General features: G+C 72.3%; 13 protein-coding genes. 11 read left to right on the top strand and 2 right to left on the bottom strand.

The features are described 5' to 3' along the window. The first annotated feature begins 80 nt into the window (after positions 1–80). From BR98_RS21245 to BR98_RS21270, 6 genes are all read left to right on the top strand, one after another. Positions 81–875 carry an isoprenyl transferase gene (locus tag BR98_RS21245; RefSeq protein ID WP_198042261.1) on the top strand — a complete coding sequence of 265 codons (795 nt, stop codon included), beginning with the start codon at positions 81–83 and terminating at the stop codon, positions 873–875. A gap of 183 nt (positions 876–1,058) precedes the next feature. Then, positions 1,059–2,393 carry a PhoH family protein gene (locus tag BR98_RS21250; protein ID WP_035846904.1) on the top strand — a complete coding sequence of 445 codons (1,335 nt, stop codon included), beginning with the start codon at positions 1,059–1,061 and terminating at the stop codon, positions 2,391–2,393. 392 nt (positions 2,394–2,785) lie between these two features. Further along, positions 2,786–3,505, top strand: a complete 720-nt coding sequence (locus BR98_RS21255; protein WP_035846907.1) for an aggregation-promoting factor C-terminal-like domain-containing protein — start codon at positions 2,786–2,788, stop codon at positions 3,503–3,505. 210 nt (positions 3,506–3,715) lie between these two features. Next, positions 3,716–5,191 (top strand): AI-2E family transporter, encoded by a 1,476-nt coding sequence (locus BR98_RS21260; RefSeq protein WP_063774819.1) that lies wholly within the window; start codon positions 3,716–3,718, stop codon positions 5,189–5,191. A gap of 9 nt (positions 5,192–5,200) precedes the next feature. Further along, complete coding sequence (locus BR98_RS21265) at positions 5,201–6,529, top strand: AAA family ATPase (protein WP_035846910.1); 1,329 nt, start codon at positions 5,201–5,203, stop codon at positions 6,527–6,529. Further along, positions 6,526–7,257, top strand: coding sequence for an HNH endonuclease family protein (locus tag BR98_RS21270; protein WP_035846913.1), 732 nt, complete (start codon positions 6,526–6,528; stop codon positions 7,255–7,257). The genes BR98_RS21265 and BR98_RS21270 overlap by 4 nt, the downstream gene beginning before the upstream one ends. A gap of 15 nt (positions 7,258–7,272) precedes the next feature. On the opposite strand, the gene BR98_RS21275 is transcribed toward BR98_RS21270, so the two are convergent. Both BR98_RS21275 and BR98_RS21280 read right to left on the bottom strand, forming a co-directional pair. Next, positions 7,273–7,806, bottom strand: a complete 534-nt coding sequence (locus tag BR98_RS21275) for an alkyl hydroperoxide reductase (RefSeq protein ID WP_035846914.1) — start codon at positions 7,804–7,806, stop codon at positions 7,273–7,275. A gap of 5 nt (positions 7,807–7,811) precedes the next feature. Continuing rightward, positions 7,812–8,363: a peroxiredoxin gene (locus BR98_RS21280; protein ID WP_035846916.1), complete on the bottom strand. Its 552-nt coding sequence runs from the start codon at positions 8,361–8,363 to the stop codon at positions 7,812–7,814. Positions 8,364–8,504: 141 nt separating this feature from the next. Between BR98_RS21280 and BR98_RS21285 the strand changes: the two genes are divergently transcribed. From BR98_RS21285 to BR98_RS21305, 5 genes are all read left to right on the top strand, one after another. After that, on the top strand, positions 8,505–9,458 hold the full coding sequence (locus BR98_RS21285; protein WP_035846918.1) for a LysR substrate-binding domain-containing protein: 954 nt from the start codon (positions 8,505–8,507) through the stop codon (positions 9,456–9,458). A 185-nt stretch (positions 9,459–9,643) separates the two neighbouring features. Further along, positions 9,644–10,897: a phosphodiester glycosidase family protein gene (locus BR98_RS39520; RefSeq protein ID WP_035846920.1), complete on the top strand. Its 1,254-nt coding sequence runs from the start codon at positions 9,644–9,646 to the stop codon at positions 10,895–10,897. Beyond that, complete coding sequence (locus BR98_RS39525) at positions 10,894–11,835, top strand: decaprenyl-phosphate phosphoribosyltransferase (protein ID WP_051970016.1); 942 nt, start codon at positions 10,894–10,896, stop codon at positions 11,833–11,835. Before BR98_RS39520 ends, BR98_RS39525 begins: the two co-directional genes overlap by 4 nt. Further along, entirely contained in the window at positions 11,832–13,154 is a 1,323-nt protein-coding gene (locus BR98_RS21300) for an FAD-binding oxidoreductase (protein WP_035846922.1), read from the top strand. The genes BR98_RS39525 and BR98_RS21300 overlap by 4 nt, the downstream gene beginning before the upstream one ends. 17 nt (positions 13,155–13,171) lie before the next feature. Continuing rightward, complete coding sequence (locus BR98_RS21305; protein WP_198042263.1) at positions 13,172–13,924, top strand: SDR family NAD(P)-dependent oxidoreductase; 753 nt, start codon at positions 13,172–13,174, stop codon at positions 13,922–13,924. Positions 13,925–13,963: the final 39 nt, after the last annotated feature.

Raw genomic sequence — 13,963 nt, forward strand, 5'->3', positions numbered from 1 at the left:
CGTGTCCAGTAGGCTGCCTCAGGACCCGTGGCAGCCAGGGCCGGGGACCAGGGGGTCATAGCTCGGAGGGGCTGAACGTGATGGGTCTGCGCGATCTCGTCGAGCGCACGCCGGGACTGCGGTCGCTGCTCGGTGGGATGTACCGCCTCTACGGCCAGCGGGTCGAGGTCCATCTGGCCCGCACCCCGCACCATGTCGGCGTGATCATGGACGGCAACCGCCGCTGGGCCAAGGCCGCCGGCGGCACCACCGCCTTCGGCCACCAGCGCGGCGCGGACAAGATCGCCGAGTTCCTCGGCTGGTGCGACGAGACCAACATCGAGGTCGTCACCCTCTGGATGCTCTCCACCGACAACCTCTCCCGTCCGGCGGACGAGCTGGTCCCGCTGCTCGGCATCATCGAGGACGCGGTGACCGGCCTGGCCGAGCTCAAGCGGTACAAGATCAACCCGATCGGCACCCTGGACCTGCTGCCGGCCAAGACCGCCGGGATCCTGAAGGGCGCGGCCACCGCCACCGAGCACCTCGAGGGCATCACGGTCAACGTCGCGGTCGGCTACGGCGGCCGGCACGAGATCGCCGACGCCGTCCGCTCACTGCTCCAGGAACACGCCGACCGCGGCACCTCGATCGAGGAGCTGGTCGAGATCCTGGACGTGGAGCACATCGCCGAGCGGCTCTACACCAAGGGCCAGCCGGACCCGGACCTGGTGATCCGCACCTCCGGCGAGCAGCGGCTGTCCGGCTTCCTGCTCTGGCAGAGCGCGCACAGCGAGTTCTACTTCTGCGAGGCCTACTGGCCGGCCTTCCGCAAGGTGGACTTCCTGCGGGCCCTGCGCGCATACGAACAGCGACACCGCCGTTACGGGGGCTGACCTCGGATCACTCGGTGAACCGGGGTTACCGAGAATTCACCGGAACTGATCCACGACTTGGCTTCGCGGGGCATGCTCGACGCACCGTCAGGGCATACACATGGCAGACCGGCACCCTGCCGACAGGGGTCGCGGGGGCCGGTGAGCCGCGGGTGACGCAGGGTCACCCGCCCTGGAGGCCTAGTGGTCAGTACCAAGAGCCGCCGGACACCAGACCGGCGCACGTACGTCCTTGACACCAGCGTGCTTTTGGCCGACCCGCTCGCCATGACGCGGTTCGAGGAGCACGAGGTGGTGCTCCCGGTGGTCGTGGTCACCGAGCTGGAGGCCAAGCGGCACCATCCCGAACTGGGCTACTTCGCCCGCCAGGCCCTGCGCCTGCTCGACGACTACCGGGTCCGCTACGGCCGACTCGACGAGCCCATCCCCACCGGGGAGATCGGCGGCTCCATCCGCGTCGAGCTGAACCACTCGGACACCTCGGTGCTGCCGGCCGGCTACCGGCTGGGCGGCGGCGAGGCGGACACCCGGATCCTGGCGGTCGCCCGCAACCTGCAGGCGGAGGGGTACGACGTCACCGTCGTCTCCAAGGACCTGCCGATGCGGATCAAGGCCAGCGCGGTCGGTCTGCTCGCCGAGGAGTACCGGGCCGAGCTGGCGATCACCTCCGGTTGGACCGGAATGTCCGAACTGCCGGTCTCTGGTGACCAGGTGGACGAGCTCTTCGGCGCGCCGCACGACGCCGCCGTGGAGATCGACGGCGCCGAGGACCTGCCGGTGCACACCGGACTGGTGCTCAGCTCCGAGCGCGGGCGGGCGCTGGGCCGGGTCACCGTGGACGGCCGGGTGAAGCTGGTGCGCGGCGACCGGGAGGCGTTCGGGCTGCGCGGGCGCAGCGCCGAGCAGCGGGTGGCGTTGGACGTGCTGCTCGATCCGGAGGTCGGCATCGTCTCGCTTGGCGGGCGGGCCGGTACGGGCAAGTCCGCGCTCGCGCTCTGTGCGGGCCTGGAGGCGGTGCTGGAGCGCCAGCAGCACCGGAAGGTGATGGTCTTCCGCCCGCTGTACGCGGTCGGCGGGCAGGAGTTGGGCTACCTTCCGGGCAGCGAGTCGGAGAAGATGAGCCCCTGGGCGCAGGCGGTCTTCGACACCCTGTCGGCCGTCACCACGCCGGCGGTGATCGAAGAGGTGATCTCCCGCGGGATGCTGGAGGTGCTGCCGCTCACCCATATCCGGGGCCGCTCGCTGCACGACGCCTTCGTGATCGTGGACGAGGCGCAGTCGCTGGAACGGAACGTGCTGCTCACGGTGCTCTCCCGGATCGGCCAGGGGTCGCGGGTGGTGCTCACCCACGACGTCGCCCAGCGGGACAACCTGCGGGTGGGTCGCTACGACGGAGTGGTGGCGGTGGTGGAGAAGCTGAAGGGGCATCCGCTCTTCGCGCACATCACCCTCACGCGCTCCGAGCGCTCCCCGATCGCCGCACTGGTGACCGAGATGCTGGAAGACATCCAGCCGTAAGAGCGATCAGCATGTGATCGAACGATCCGCCCGGCGACTGGGTTCGGCCCGCCGCCGGGCGGATCGTCAGCACATCGCACCGCACCCTGTCCATCGATCGGTCAGTTTCCCTGTCGGGTGGGGATGTGAGCTTCGCCACGCAATCGGGAATTGCGCACCCGCGTCCTCTTGCGGCATGGTGAGGTCTCTGTCAGGCCCCGCGTACGGCCCTCTGGTTGGGCGTCAACTGAATAACGACGGACCGTACGCCGCCCGATCTTCTCGCCCGCACCGGCTCGCCGGGGCGGACGCCGGGCCCGTGTCTCCCGTGACCAGCAGCAAGGTGGAGGCCAGTGACCAGGGGCATGTTGCGTCCCCACGGTCACGCGGGGGCGACGCTGGAAGGAAACCATGTGACTCGGATCTCGGTCCGGGGAGTTGCCGTGGCCTCCGCCACCGCCGTCACCGCTGTCGGTGCCGTCGTGGGTGTGGCCTCGGGCAGCGAGGCCAAGTCGAATCAGCCGGTCGACGTCGCGGGTGCCACGCTGCTCGCCGACATCCCGTCAGCTTCGCAGGCACAGACCGTCAGTGACGACATCGGCCGCCAGGCCACGGCTCAGCAGCAGTCGGCCGACGAGGCCGCCAAGCGCGCTGCCGCCGAGGCCGCGCGCCTGAAGGCCGCCGCCGACGCGCAGGCCAAGGCCGACGCGGAGAAGGCAGCGGCCGACGCCGCCGCCAAGGCCAAGGCTGCCGCCGACGCGCAGCAGGCCGCCGCGAACCGGGCCAAGGCCCGCTCCCAGCTTGCCGTCACCACGGACTCCGCGCCCGCAGCCGCCTCGTACAGCCCCGGGTCGGTCCAGGCACTCGCGGCCGGGATCATAGGCAATGACACCCAGTTCCAGTGCTTCAGCAACATCGTGAAGCGCGAGAGCGGCTGGGACTACACCGCCCGCAACCCCTCCGGGGCGTACGGCCTGGTGCAGGCGCTGCCCGGTTCCAAGATGGCCTCGGCCGGCGCGGACTGGCAGACCAACCCCGCGACCCAGATCAAGTGGGGCCTGGGCTACATGAACGACCGCTACGGCAGCCCCTGCGGCGCCTGGTCGTTCTGGCAGGCACACAGCTGGTACTAAGCACCGCCGGTACTAGGAACAACTGGTACCGAACCGGGCGAAACCGGTAGAAAGCCCTCGGCCACTTCGGCCGAGGGCTGAGACCGCCCCCCAATCGACGGGCGGTCTTCGCCGTTTTCGGGCCCGGTGCGCCGGACGGGTGAAGGTCCCGGGTAGCGTCGTACCGCACAGCCGTGGCGAGGCCGCGGCCGACGGGAGGACGGAACGCCGATGGCACGGGGTGAGCAGCGCGACCGAACGGTGTCCAGGCTCGGCCGCTGGGGCGCGGTGCTCACCGACGCGCTGGCGAAGCGCCGCCGGGCGGCCGCCGCCGAGCCGATCCCCGCGCCGCGCGAGGAGGTCCGCGAGGCGGCCCGTGCGGTGCCGGCCCCTGAGGCGCCGGTCCGTGAGGTGGTGGTGCGCGAGGTGGTGCGGATCGAGCCCGCGCCGGCCCCCGCCCCGCGCCCCGTCGAACTCCGTGACCCGCCCCGCCCCCGCGACCCGCACCCGCACCGTCCCGCCACCCCCGCCGAGGCGGTGCCCTGGGGCCTGCGGGTGGCCGCCGAGTCCACCTGGCGGCTGCTGCTGCTCGGCCTCGCGCTCTACGTGGTCTTCAGGGTGGTCGACACGCTGCGGCTGGTCGCCTTCGCGCTGCTGGCCGGCGTGCTGATCTCGGCGCTGCTCGAACCCACCGTCTCCTGGCTGCGCCGGCACGGCGTGCCCCGCTCGCTGGCCGCGCTCGGCACCTTCCTGGCCGGGCTGGCCGGCATCGGCCTGGTCGGCTGGTTCGTGGTCTGGCAGGTGACCACCAACATCTCGGACGTCTCCGCCAAGGCCCAGAAGGGTGTGCAGACCCTGCACGACTGGCTGGTCCAGGGGCCGCTGCACCTGACCCCCCAGCAGCTGACCGACTTCACCAAGCAGCTGCAGAACGCGATCGGCTCCAACACCGAGCAGATCACCTCCTTCGGCTTCACCACCGTGGGCATCGTGATCGAGGTGCTGACCGGCGTGCTGCTCGCCGCCTTCACCACCTACTTCCTGCTCTACGACGGTGCCCGGATCTGGAGCTGGGTGCTGCGCGCGCTGCCGCAGCAGTCCCGGTACGCGATGGCCGGGGCCGGGCCGAAGGCCTGGACCACGCTGACCGCCTATGTCCGCGGCACGGTGGCGGTGGCCTTCATCGACGCGCTCTGCATCGGGATCGGCATCCAGCTGCTCGGGGTGCCGCTGGCGATGCCACTGGCGGTGATCATCTTCCTGGGCGCCTTCGTGCCGCTGGTCGGCGCGCTGGTCACCGGGACCCTCGCGGTGCTGGTCGCGCTGGTGACCAACGAGAACCACAGCCTCTACACCCCGCTGATGGTGCTGGTGGTGCTGGTCGCCGTGCAGCAGCTCGAGGGCCACCTGCTGCAGCCGCTGATCCTGGGCCGCGCGGTGCGGGTGCACCCGCTGGGCGTGGTGCTCGGCGTGGCCGCCGGGTCGATCATCGGCGGGATCGGCGGGGCGATCGTCGCGGTGCCGCTGATCGCGGTGACCAACACCGTGGTCGGCCATCTGCGCCGACGCAACGCGGCCGCCGACGAGGTCTTCGTGGCGTTGGAGATCGCCCAGGAGGCCGCCGACGAGGCCGCCCAGGAGGCGGCGCAGGAAGCAGCCGCGGATGCTTCGTCCGACCCCTCCCCGGAGCGCACCGCCACGTCCTAAGCTGCCGTCATGTATGTGACCAGGCTGGGCATCTCGGGCATCCGGGGGTTCACGCCGTCCCGCGAGGTCCGGCAGTTGGAACTCCCGCAGGCGGGCTGGACGGTGCTGGCCGGGCGCAACGGCGCCGGCAAGACCACCCTGCTGCGCGCGCTGGCGCTGGCGCTCGGCGGCCCCTCGGTCTCGCGCAGCCTGGTCAGCGACTTCTCCGGCTGGCTCAGTGCCGGTGAGCGGACCGGCTGGGTGCAGGCCTTCGTCCGCCCGGACTGGTCGGTGGACCGGCTGGCGGGCAGCGGCAAGGCGCCCAAGTACGACCTCAAGCTCGGCCTGCGCTGGACGCTCCCCAGGCCTCCGGCCGGCGGCACGCCCATGGCCGGCGGCTCGCGCCCGGAGCTGGAGGCCTTCGGTTCGGCCAGCCCCGAGCGCGGCCCGTGGGCGGAGAACCCGCGCGGCTGGTTCTTCGCCGGCTACGGCCCGTTCCGCCGGCTGCTCGGCGGGGCGGGGGAGAGCCAGCGGCTGATGCTCTCGGCCGGCCCGGTCGGCCGGCTGGCCACCCTCTTCCACGAGGAGGCCTCGCTCGCCGAGGGCGTCTCCTGGCTGATCGACCAGCACGTGCGCCGGCTCGAGGGTCGCCCCGGCGCCCAGCAGGTCCTGGACGTGGTCACCGGCCTGCTCTCCGACGGCCTGCTGCCGGACGGCTACCGGGTCTCCAAGGTCGACTCCGACGGGCTGTGGATCCACCGGGCCGGCGGCCCCGGCTTCCCGCTGCGCGAGCTGAGCGACGGCTACCGCACCGTCGCCGCCCTGGTGCTCGACCTGGTCCGCCAGTTCCAGAACTGCTACGGCAGCCTGCCGCAGGACGAGGCCGGCGCGATCACGCTGCCCGGCGTGGTGCTGATCGACGAGATCGACGCCCATCTGCACGTCAGCTGGCAGCAGCGGATCGGGCCCTGGCTCAAGGCGCACTTCCCCCGGGTGCAGTTCATCGTCTCCACCCACAGCCCGTACATCTGCCAGGCCGCCGACCCCGGCGGGCTGATCCGGATAGCGGGCCTGGACGAGGACGTGCCGCCGCAGCCGGTCAGCGAGGAGCTCTACCGGCGGGTCGTCTACGGCAGCGGGGACGACGCGGTGCTCTCCGAGCTGTTCGGCTTGGAGTCCCCGTACTCCGCCCGGGCCGAGGACGCCCGGCGGCGGATCGGCGACCTGGAGGGGCGGGTGCTGGCCGGCGACTCGACCGACGAGGAACTGGCGGAGTACCAGGAGCTGACCGACCGGCTGATGAGCTCGCTGTCGGCCCGGGTGGACGAGGTGTCGGCCAGACTCGGGCGCCCGAGATGATCCCTTTGCAGCGCGGGCCGTTACCGGAGGAGCTGATCGCGCGGATGGCGGCCCGGTCCGAGCGGATCGGGGACCACCGGGGCGGGGCGCGGGAGTCCTGGCGGGACGCCCGCACCATCCGGCGCGACCTGACGGTGCACCTGGTCGCGATGGCGGCCGGACTCTCGCGCTGCATGTACTGCGGGGACAGCGAGGGCACCAGCATCGACCATTTCCAGCCGATCGCGATGGCCCCGCAGCGCGCCTTCGACTGGTTCAACCACCTGTGGGCCTGCGCCTTCTGCAACAGCAACCAGAAGCGCGACCTCTACCCGACGGACCGGCACGGCGAGCCGCTGCTGATCGACCCGACCAGCGACGAACCGGCCGACCACCTGGACCTGGTGCTGGTCACCGGCGCCTACCGGGCCCGCACCGCCAAGGGCCGCGAGACGATCCGGATCTTCGGTCTGGACCGCCCGGTGCTGGAACGCGGCCGGGCGCACGCCTACGTCCGCTGCCGCTCGATGCTGCGCGACCTGGCCCGGTTGGCCGAGCACCAGGAGCACGCCGAGGCGCTGGCGGTCGGGCACGCGCTGGCGGTGCAGCCGTTCGCCGACGTGCTCTACGAGATGCTGCGGCTGCGCACCGCGCCGCGGGCCGCGCTGGTCTTCGGTGCGGAGACGGTGGCGGGCCTGAACATGCTGACGGGGCCCCACTTCGCGAAGTGGGGCCCCGTCGGGCGTTAGGCAGCCGACCCTGGGTCAGGCCAGCGCGGCCTCGGCGTCCAGCACCGAGGCGACGGCCTGGATCACGGCGGCGATCCGGATCGCGACCTGGATGGTCTCGCGGTCCACCCCGGCCTTGCGCAGCACCTGCTCGTGCGAGTCCAGGCACTGGCCGCAGCCGTTGATCGCGGAGACGGCGAAGCTCCAGAACTCGAAGTCCAGCTTCTCCACGCCGGGGTTGCCGATGATGTTCATCCGCAGCCCGGTCCGCAGCTTCGCGTACTCCTCGTGGTCCGAGAGCAGGTGCGTGGTGCGGTAGTACACGTTGTTCATCGCCATGATCGCGGCAGCGGCCTTGGCGGCGGTGTACGCCTGCTCGGAGAGGATGCTCTTCGCCTGCGGCTCCAGCTCGCGCAGCACCGGCTTGCTGGCGGTGGCCATCGCGCAGGACAGCACGGTGCCCCAGAGCTGCTGCTCGGGCAGGTCCGAGTTGCCGATCACCGCGCTCAGGTTGAGCTTGAGGTCCTTGGCGTACTCGGGGAGGGCGGCCTTGAGTTCGTCCAGTGCCATCGGGATCAGCCGGCCAGCAGGGTGCCGGCGTCCAGGGTGGCCTCGCCCTTGTTCCAGTTGCACGGGCACAGCTCGTCGGTCTGCAGGGCGTCCAGCACCCGCAGGACCTCCTTGGGGTTACGGCCGACCGAGCCGGCGGTCACCATGACGAACTGGATCTCGTTGTTCGGGTCCACGATGAAGACCGCGCGCTGGGCGGTGCCGTCCGCGCCCTCGACGCCGCAGGCGCGCATCAGCTCGTGCTTGATGTCGGCCAGCATCGGGAAGGGCAGGTCGCGCAGGTCGGCGTGGTCCTTGCGCCAGGCGTGGTGCACGAACTCGGAGTCGCCGGAGACGCCGAGGATCTGCGCGTCACGGTCGGCGAACTCCTCGTTCAGCTTGCCGAACGCGGCGATCTCGGTGGGGCAGACGAAGGTGAAGTCCATCGGCCAGAAGAAGACGATCTTCCACTTGCCCTCGTAGGTCTTGTGGTCGATGTCGGCGAATGCGTTCGCGGCGTCCAGGTCGACGCAGGCCTTGAGGTCGAACTCGGGGAACTTGTCACCGATCGTGAGCACGTTCGCTTCTCCTGGGTGTGGAAAATGAGGGTGTTTGCCCGGATCGCCTATGATTCGACGGATCCCGACGTGATCCACAGTGGCATGACGCGCACTGATCACGGAAATAGCTAGACTCGATCCCTCTGATCGGAGAGAGCTATCAGTACCCAGAACCTCAGGCCCCGCACCCCCACGGTCGCCCAGCTGCGGGCCTTCCTCGCGGTCGCCGAGCATCTGCACTTCCGCGATGCCGCGGCGGCCGTCGGCACCAGTCAGCCGGCGCTCTCCGGTGCGCTCGCCGCGCTGGAGGAGTCGCTCGGGGTCCAGCTGGTGGAGCGTACGACACGCAAGGTCATCATCACCCCGCTGGGCGAGCGGGTGGCCGGACACGCCCGTCGGACGCTGGCCGCGCTGCACGAGCTGACCGAGGAGGTCGAGGCGGCCCGCCGACCGTTCACCGGGCCGCTGCACCTGGGAGTGATACCGACCGTCGCACCGTACCTGCTGCCCGCCGTGCTGCGACTGGTCCGCGACCGCTACCCGGACCTGGAACTCCACGTGCACGAGGAGCGCACGCCCTCGCTGCTGGAGGGGCTGGCGGCCGGGCGGCTCGACCTGCTGCTGCTCGCGCTGCCCGCCGGGGGAGCGGCGCCGACCCGGGACATCCCGCTCTTCGACGAGGACTTCGTGCTGGTCACCCCGCCCGAGCACGAGCTGGCCGGCCGCACCGACGTGCCCCGGGAGGTGCTGCTCGACCTGGAGGTGCTGCTGCTCGAGGAGGGCCACTGCCTGCGGGACCAGGCACTGGACCTGTGCCGGGAGGTCGGCGCCGAGCAGGGCGGCGGCAACACCCGGGCGGCCGGGCTCTCCACCCTGGTCCAGCTGGTGGCCGGCGGCCTCGGGGTCACCCTGCTGCCCGCCACCGCGCTGGAGGTGGAGGCGGGCCGCACCGACCGGTTGGCCGCCGTCCACTTCGCCGAGCCGGCTCCCGGCCGCCGGATCGGCCTGGCCACCCGCCCCGGCTCGGCCCGGGCCCCCGAGTACGACCGGTTCGCCGACTCGCTGCGCGCCGTTCTCGCCGAGCTCCCGGTGCGGCTCGTCCCGGGGAGCTGAACCCCCGTCCGCGTGCGGCTGATCGGGTGATCCCCCGAGCCGCCGTCAGCTCCGCCAATCTGCTTGTCATACAAGCGGATTGGCGCTCCCTCGCCCCCTCGCGCCGCCCTCTCCCTCGCCTCGCCGACTCCCCGCCCCCGAGGTGAGCTGGATGCGGCCGAAGAGCGAGCGAGAGGGAGAGTCGCGTGGCACCGCAGACCGATACCGAGACCGGGCCGGACGAGGAGATCGAGGGTGGTGAGCCCTTCCCGCCGGTCAAGCGACCCGGTCGTCGGCTGCGCCGCTTCCTCCACCGCCGCTCAGTACGGGTCGTGCTGGCCCTGTTCGCAGTCTTCCTGACCTGGCTCAGCTGGTCGGTCGGCTCGGCGCTGCTGGGGCCGGGCAACGACTCCACGGTCGCCCGGCTCGCCGAATGGGCCCGCGACCACCACCTCGGACCGGTGGTCACCGGCCTGGAGACCGCCCAGTACAAGATGAACCCGCCCAAGGTCGGCGGTCGCCCCACCATCGCCCTCGGCCCGATCGGCCCGGCCCCCTCCGCGGTCTCCTCCGCCGCGGCCGCCGCCAGGGCCGACGAGAGCAAGCACGTCCAGATGCCGACCATCGCCCCGATCAACCCCGCGCCGCTGGTCTCCCCGGCCGGCGACCCGATCCCCGGCGAGGGCGCCTGGAAGGTGATCGGCAGCGCCAGGGGCGTGGCCGCCGTGCAGGCCGCCATGCTGCGCCCCGACAACGAGCACACCTCCTACCTGGCCGGTGTGGTCTCGATGGACCAGCGCCTGGTCCGCTTCCAACTGCACCCGGGCACCGACGACCCGGGCCCCGACAACTGGGGCGTGCCGCCGAACATCCCGTCCGACGCCAGGAACGGCCTGCTGGCCAGCTTCAACGGCGGCTTCAAGGTCGGCGAGGCCAGGGGCGGCTTCTTCCTCAACGGCGTCACCCACGGCACCCTGACCGACGGCGCCGCCTCGCTGGTCTTCTACAAGGACGGCCACGCCACCGTCGGCACCTGGGGCGGCGACGTCTCGATGACCCCCGAGGTGGTCGGCGTCCGGCAGAACCTGCGCCCGATCGTCAGCAACGGCCAGGTGGCCCCCGACGTCGACCAGGCCATCGAGAGCGGCTGGGGCCTGACCATCGGCGGCAAGTTCTTCGTCTGGCGCTCCGGCGCCGGGGTCACCCAGGACGGCCGACTGATCTACGCCTACGGCCCCGCGCTCTCCGTCCGCACCCTGGCCGAGCTGCTGCACCAGGCCGGCTGCGTGCAGGCGATGCAGCTGGACATCAACCCGGCCTGGATGTCCTTCAACTACTACGAGCAGACCAAGGACCCGGTCAACCCCAACGCGGTCAAGCTGCTGCCCGACCAGGAGCGGCCCGCCGACCGGTACTTCGAGCCGACCAGCCGCGACTTCACCGCGGTGTACGCCCGATGACCGCCCAACCCCCGGTGCTACCGGCTCCCGAACTGGAGCCGGTGCCCACCGCGGCCGCCGCCACCCGCGCGATCGGCTGGCCGCGCGCCGTGCTGCGCACCTCGCGCCCCCGCCAGTGGCCGAAGAACCTGCTGGTCTTCGCCGCCCCGGTGGCCGCCGCCGACCGCGGCCGGATCGTCGGCATGGACTACGCGCTGCTGGCCTTCGTGGTCTTCACCCTCGCCTCCTGCGCGGTCTACTTCGTCAACGACGTGGTCGACGCCGAACGCGACCGCCGCCACCCCGCCAAACGGACCCGCCCGGTCGCCGCCGGTGACCTGACCGAGCGTCACGCCCTGCTGCTCGCGGTGGCCTGCATGGTGCTGGCCGAGGCCGGCGCGGTGGCGATCAGCAGCGCCGGCCTGGCCGCCTGCGTCACCGGCTACCTGGCCCTGTCCTTCCTCTACTCCTCCACCCTCAAGCACCTGCCGGTCCTCGAACTGACCATGGTGGCCTCCGGGTTCGTGCTGCGCGCGCTCGGCGGCGCGGCCGCCGCCAAGGTCGAGCCGTCCGGCTGGTTCGTGCTGGTCTGCAGCCTCGGCGCGCTGCTGGTGGCGATCTCCAAGCGGTACACCGAGCTCTCCGGACTCGGCGCGGCCGCCGTCAGCCACCGCCCCTGCCTGGGCCGCTACACCCTGGGCGGCCTGCGCACCGCCCAGCGCACGATCAGCGTCGCGATGATCGCCGCCTGCCTCGGCTGGGCGGTGCTCAACGGCTCCCCCTGGGGCGTCGGCTGCCACCTGCTGACCGTGCTGCCGCTGGCGGCGGCGCTGCTGCGCTTCGACTGGCTGACCGGGCGGGCTGCCCTGAGCCGGGTCGAGGACCTGATCACCCGTGACCGGGTGATGCTGCTCTGCGAGTTGGTATGGCTGCTGCTCTTCACCGCAGGGACGGCATGAGGTCCGGTGTGCTGCTCCAGGGCTGGGGCCGCAGCACCGGCAGCCGCAGCGCCGTCCTCGGTCCGCTCACCACCCTCGCGCTGCGCGAGCTGGTCACCGGGCGGCCGGCCGGCGGCGTGCTGGCCCGCGGCGCCGGCTGCAGCTACGGGGACGCCGCGCAGAACGGCGGCGGGGTGGTCCTGGCACCCGCCACGGTGCCCGAGATCCAGGTCGACGCGGACGCCGGCACGGTCCGCGCGGCCGGCTCGGCCCGGTTCGCCCAGGTACTGGCCCGCACCGTGCCGCGCGGACTGCTGCTGCCCGTGCTGCCCGGCACCAGCCGGCTCACCGTCGGCGGCGCCGTCGCCGCCGACGTGCACGGCAAGAACCAGCGCACCGACGGCAGCCTCGCCGCCTGGCTGGACAGCATCGAACTGCTGGACGGCACCGGACAGGTCCGCCTGCTGACACCCGATCAGGAGGAGTTCCGGGCCACCGTGGGCGGCATGGGACTCACCGGAGTGGTGCTGGCCGCGACCATCCGTCTGATCCCGATCAGCGGGACCAGACTGCGGGTCGGCTCGCACCGGGCCGCCGACCTGGACGCGCTGCTCACCGCGATGGACACCGCCGCCGGACGGTACGCGGTGGCCTGGATCGACACCACCGCGACCGGGCGGGCACTCGGGCGCGGGATCGTCGACGTCGGGGACCACCTGGACGAGCCCGACGGCGCGGACGAGCTCAAGTACGCCCCCGCGCGGGCGCCGCGCGCGCCCCGGCTGCCGGTCGGGCCGTTCACACCACTGACCGCCCGCGCCTTCAACGAGCTCTGGTACCGGCGGGCGCCGCGCGAACGCAGCTCGGTGCAGCGGCTGCCGGAGTTCTTCCACCGGCTGGACGCGGTGCGCGAGTGGAACCGGGCCCTCGGACCGCGCGGCTTCCTGCAGTACCAGTTCGCGGTGCCGGACCCGGCCGTCGGACTGATCGCGCAGGCACTGGAGTCGCTGCGCCGGGTGGGCGCCGCGCCGTTCCTCGGCACCCTCAAGCGGTTCGGCCCCGGCAGCGGCTGCCCGCTCTCCTTCCCGCTGCCCGGCTGGTCGCTCGCCGTCGACATGCCGGCCGGCGGCCGCCGCCTGGACGCCGTGCTCGACGTGCTGGACCGCCGGGTGGCCGAAGCCGGCGGCCGGGTCTACCTGGCCAAGGACGCCCGACTCGGCCGGACCGCCTTCGAGGCGATGTACGGACCACTGGACGACTGGCGCGCCGCGCGCGCCCTGCTCGATCCGGATGACACCATGCGATCCGATCTGGGACGGAGACTGGGACTGTGTCGGTAGATTCTGAGGTTCTGTCAGTGACGGCCGCCGGACGGGTGCGCCGGCCCGGCCGGATCCTGCTGCTCGGCGGCGGCAGCGAGATCGGGCACGAGATCCTGCGGGCGCTGGACGCGCCGGCCGGCTCCGAGGTGATCCTGGCCGGCCGGGACGAGCAGCGGATGGCCGAGCTGGGCGCCTCGCTGCCGTACTCGGTGCGGACGGTGCCCTACGACGCCACCGACCTGGACAGCCACCGGCGGCTGGTGGACGACCTGTTCGCCGCCGGGCCGATCGACCTGGTGGTCTCGGCCGCCGGGGTGCTCACCCCGCAGGCCGAACTGGACCAGGACCCGCGGGCCGCCGGGGCGCTGATCGAGACCAACCTGACCGGGCACGTCACCACCCTGCTCGCCGCCGTGCCGCACCTGCGGGCGCAGGGCCGCGGGCTGATCGTGGTGCTCTCCTCGGTGGCGGCGGTGCGGCCCCGGAAGGCCAACTTCGTCTACGGGGCGGCCAAGGCCGGGCTGGACGCGTTCGCCCGCGGGCTCGCCGACTCGCTGCACGGCAGCGGGGTACGGGTGCTGCTGGTCCGCCCCGGCTTCGTGATCGGCCGGATGACCGCGGGGATGCCCCCGGCACCCGCCTCCAGCACCGCGGCCGAGGTCGGCGCTGCGGTCGCGGCTGCGGTCTCCTCGGGCGCCTCGGTGGTCTGGATCCCCCGCAAGCTCGGCCCGCTCTCCGCCGTCCTGCGCCTGCTCCCCCGCCCGCTCTGGCGCCGCCTCCCGCGCTAGAAGGCTGATGAAGATGTTGGGTTCTGGCCCCACCGAGCA

Source organism: Kitasatospora azatica KCTC 9699 (genome assembly GCF_000744785.1).
GTDB lineage: Bacteria > Actinomycetota > Actinomycetes > Streptomycetales > Streptomycetaceae > Kitasatospora > Kitasatospora azatica.

Coding starts and splice junctions, on each gene's coding strand:
- BR98_RS21245 (WP_198042261.1), top strand. CDS start 81: ATGGGTCTGCGCGATCTCGTCGAGCGCACGCCGGGACTGCGGTCGCTG.
- BR98_RS21260 (WP_063774819.1), top strand. CDS start 3,716: ATGGCACGGGGTGAGCAGCGCGACCGAACGGTGTCCAGGCTCGGCCGC.
- BR98_RS21265 (WP_035846910.1), top strand. CDS start 5,201: ATGTATGTGACCAGGCTGGGCATCTCGGGCATCCGGGGGTTCACGCCG.
- BR98_RS21270 (WP_035846913.1), top strand. CDS start 6,526: ATGATCCCTTTGCAGCGCGGGCCGTTACCGGAGGAGCTGATCGCGCGG.
- BR98_RS21275 (WP_035846914.1), bottom strand. CDS start 7,806: ATGGCACTGGACGAACTCAAGGCCGCCCTCCCCGAGTACGCCAAGGAC.
- BR98_RS39525 (WP_051970016.1), top strand. CDS start 10,894: ATGACCGCCCAACCCCCGGTGCTACCGGCTCCCGAACTGGAGCCGGTG.
- BR98_RS21300 (WP_035846922.1), top strand. CDS start 11,832: ATGAGGTCCGGTGTGCTGCTCCAGGGCTGGGGCCGCAGCACCGGCAGC.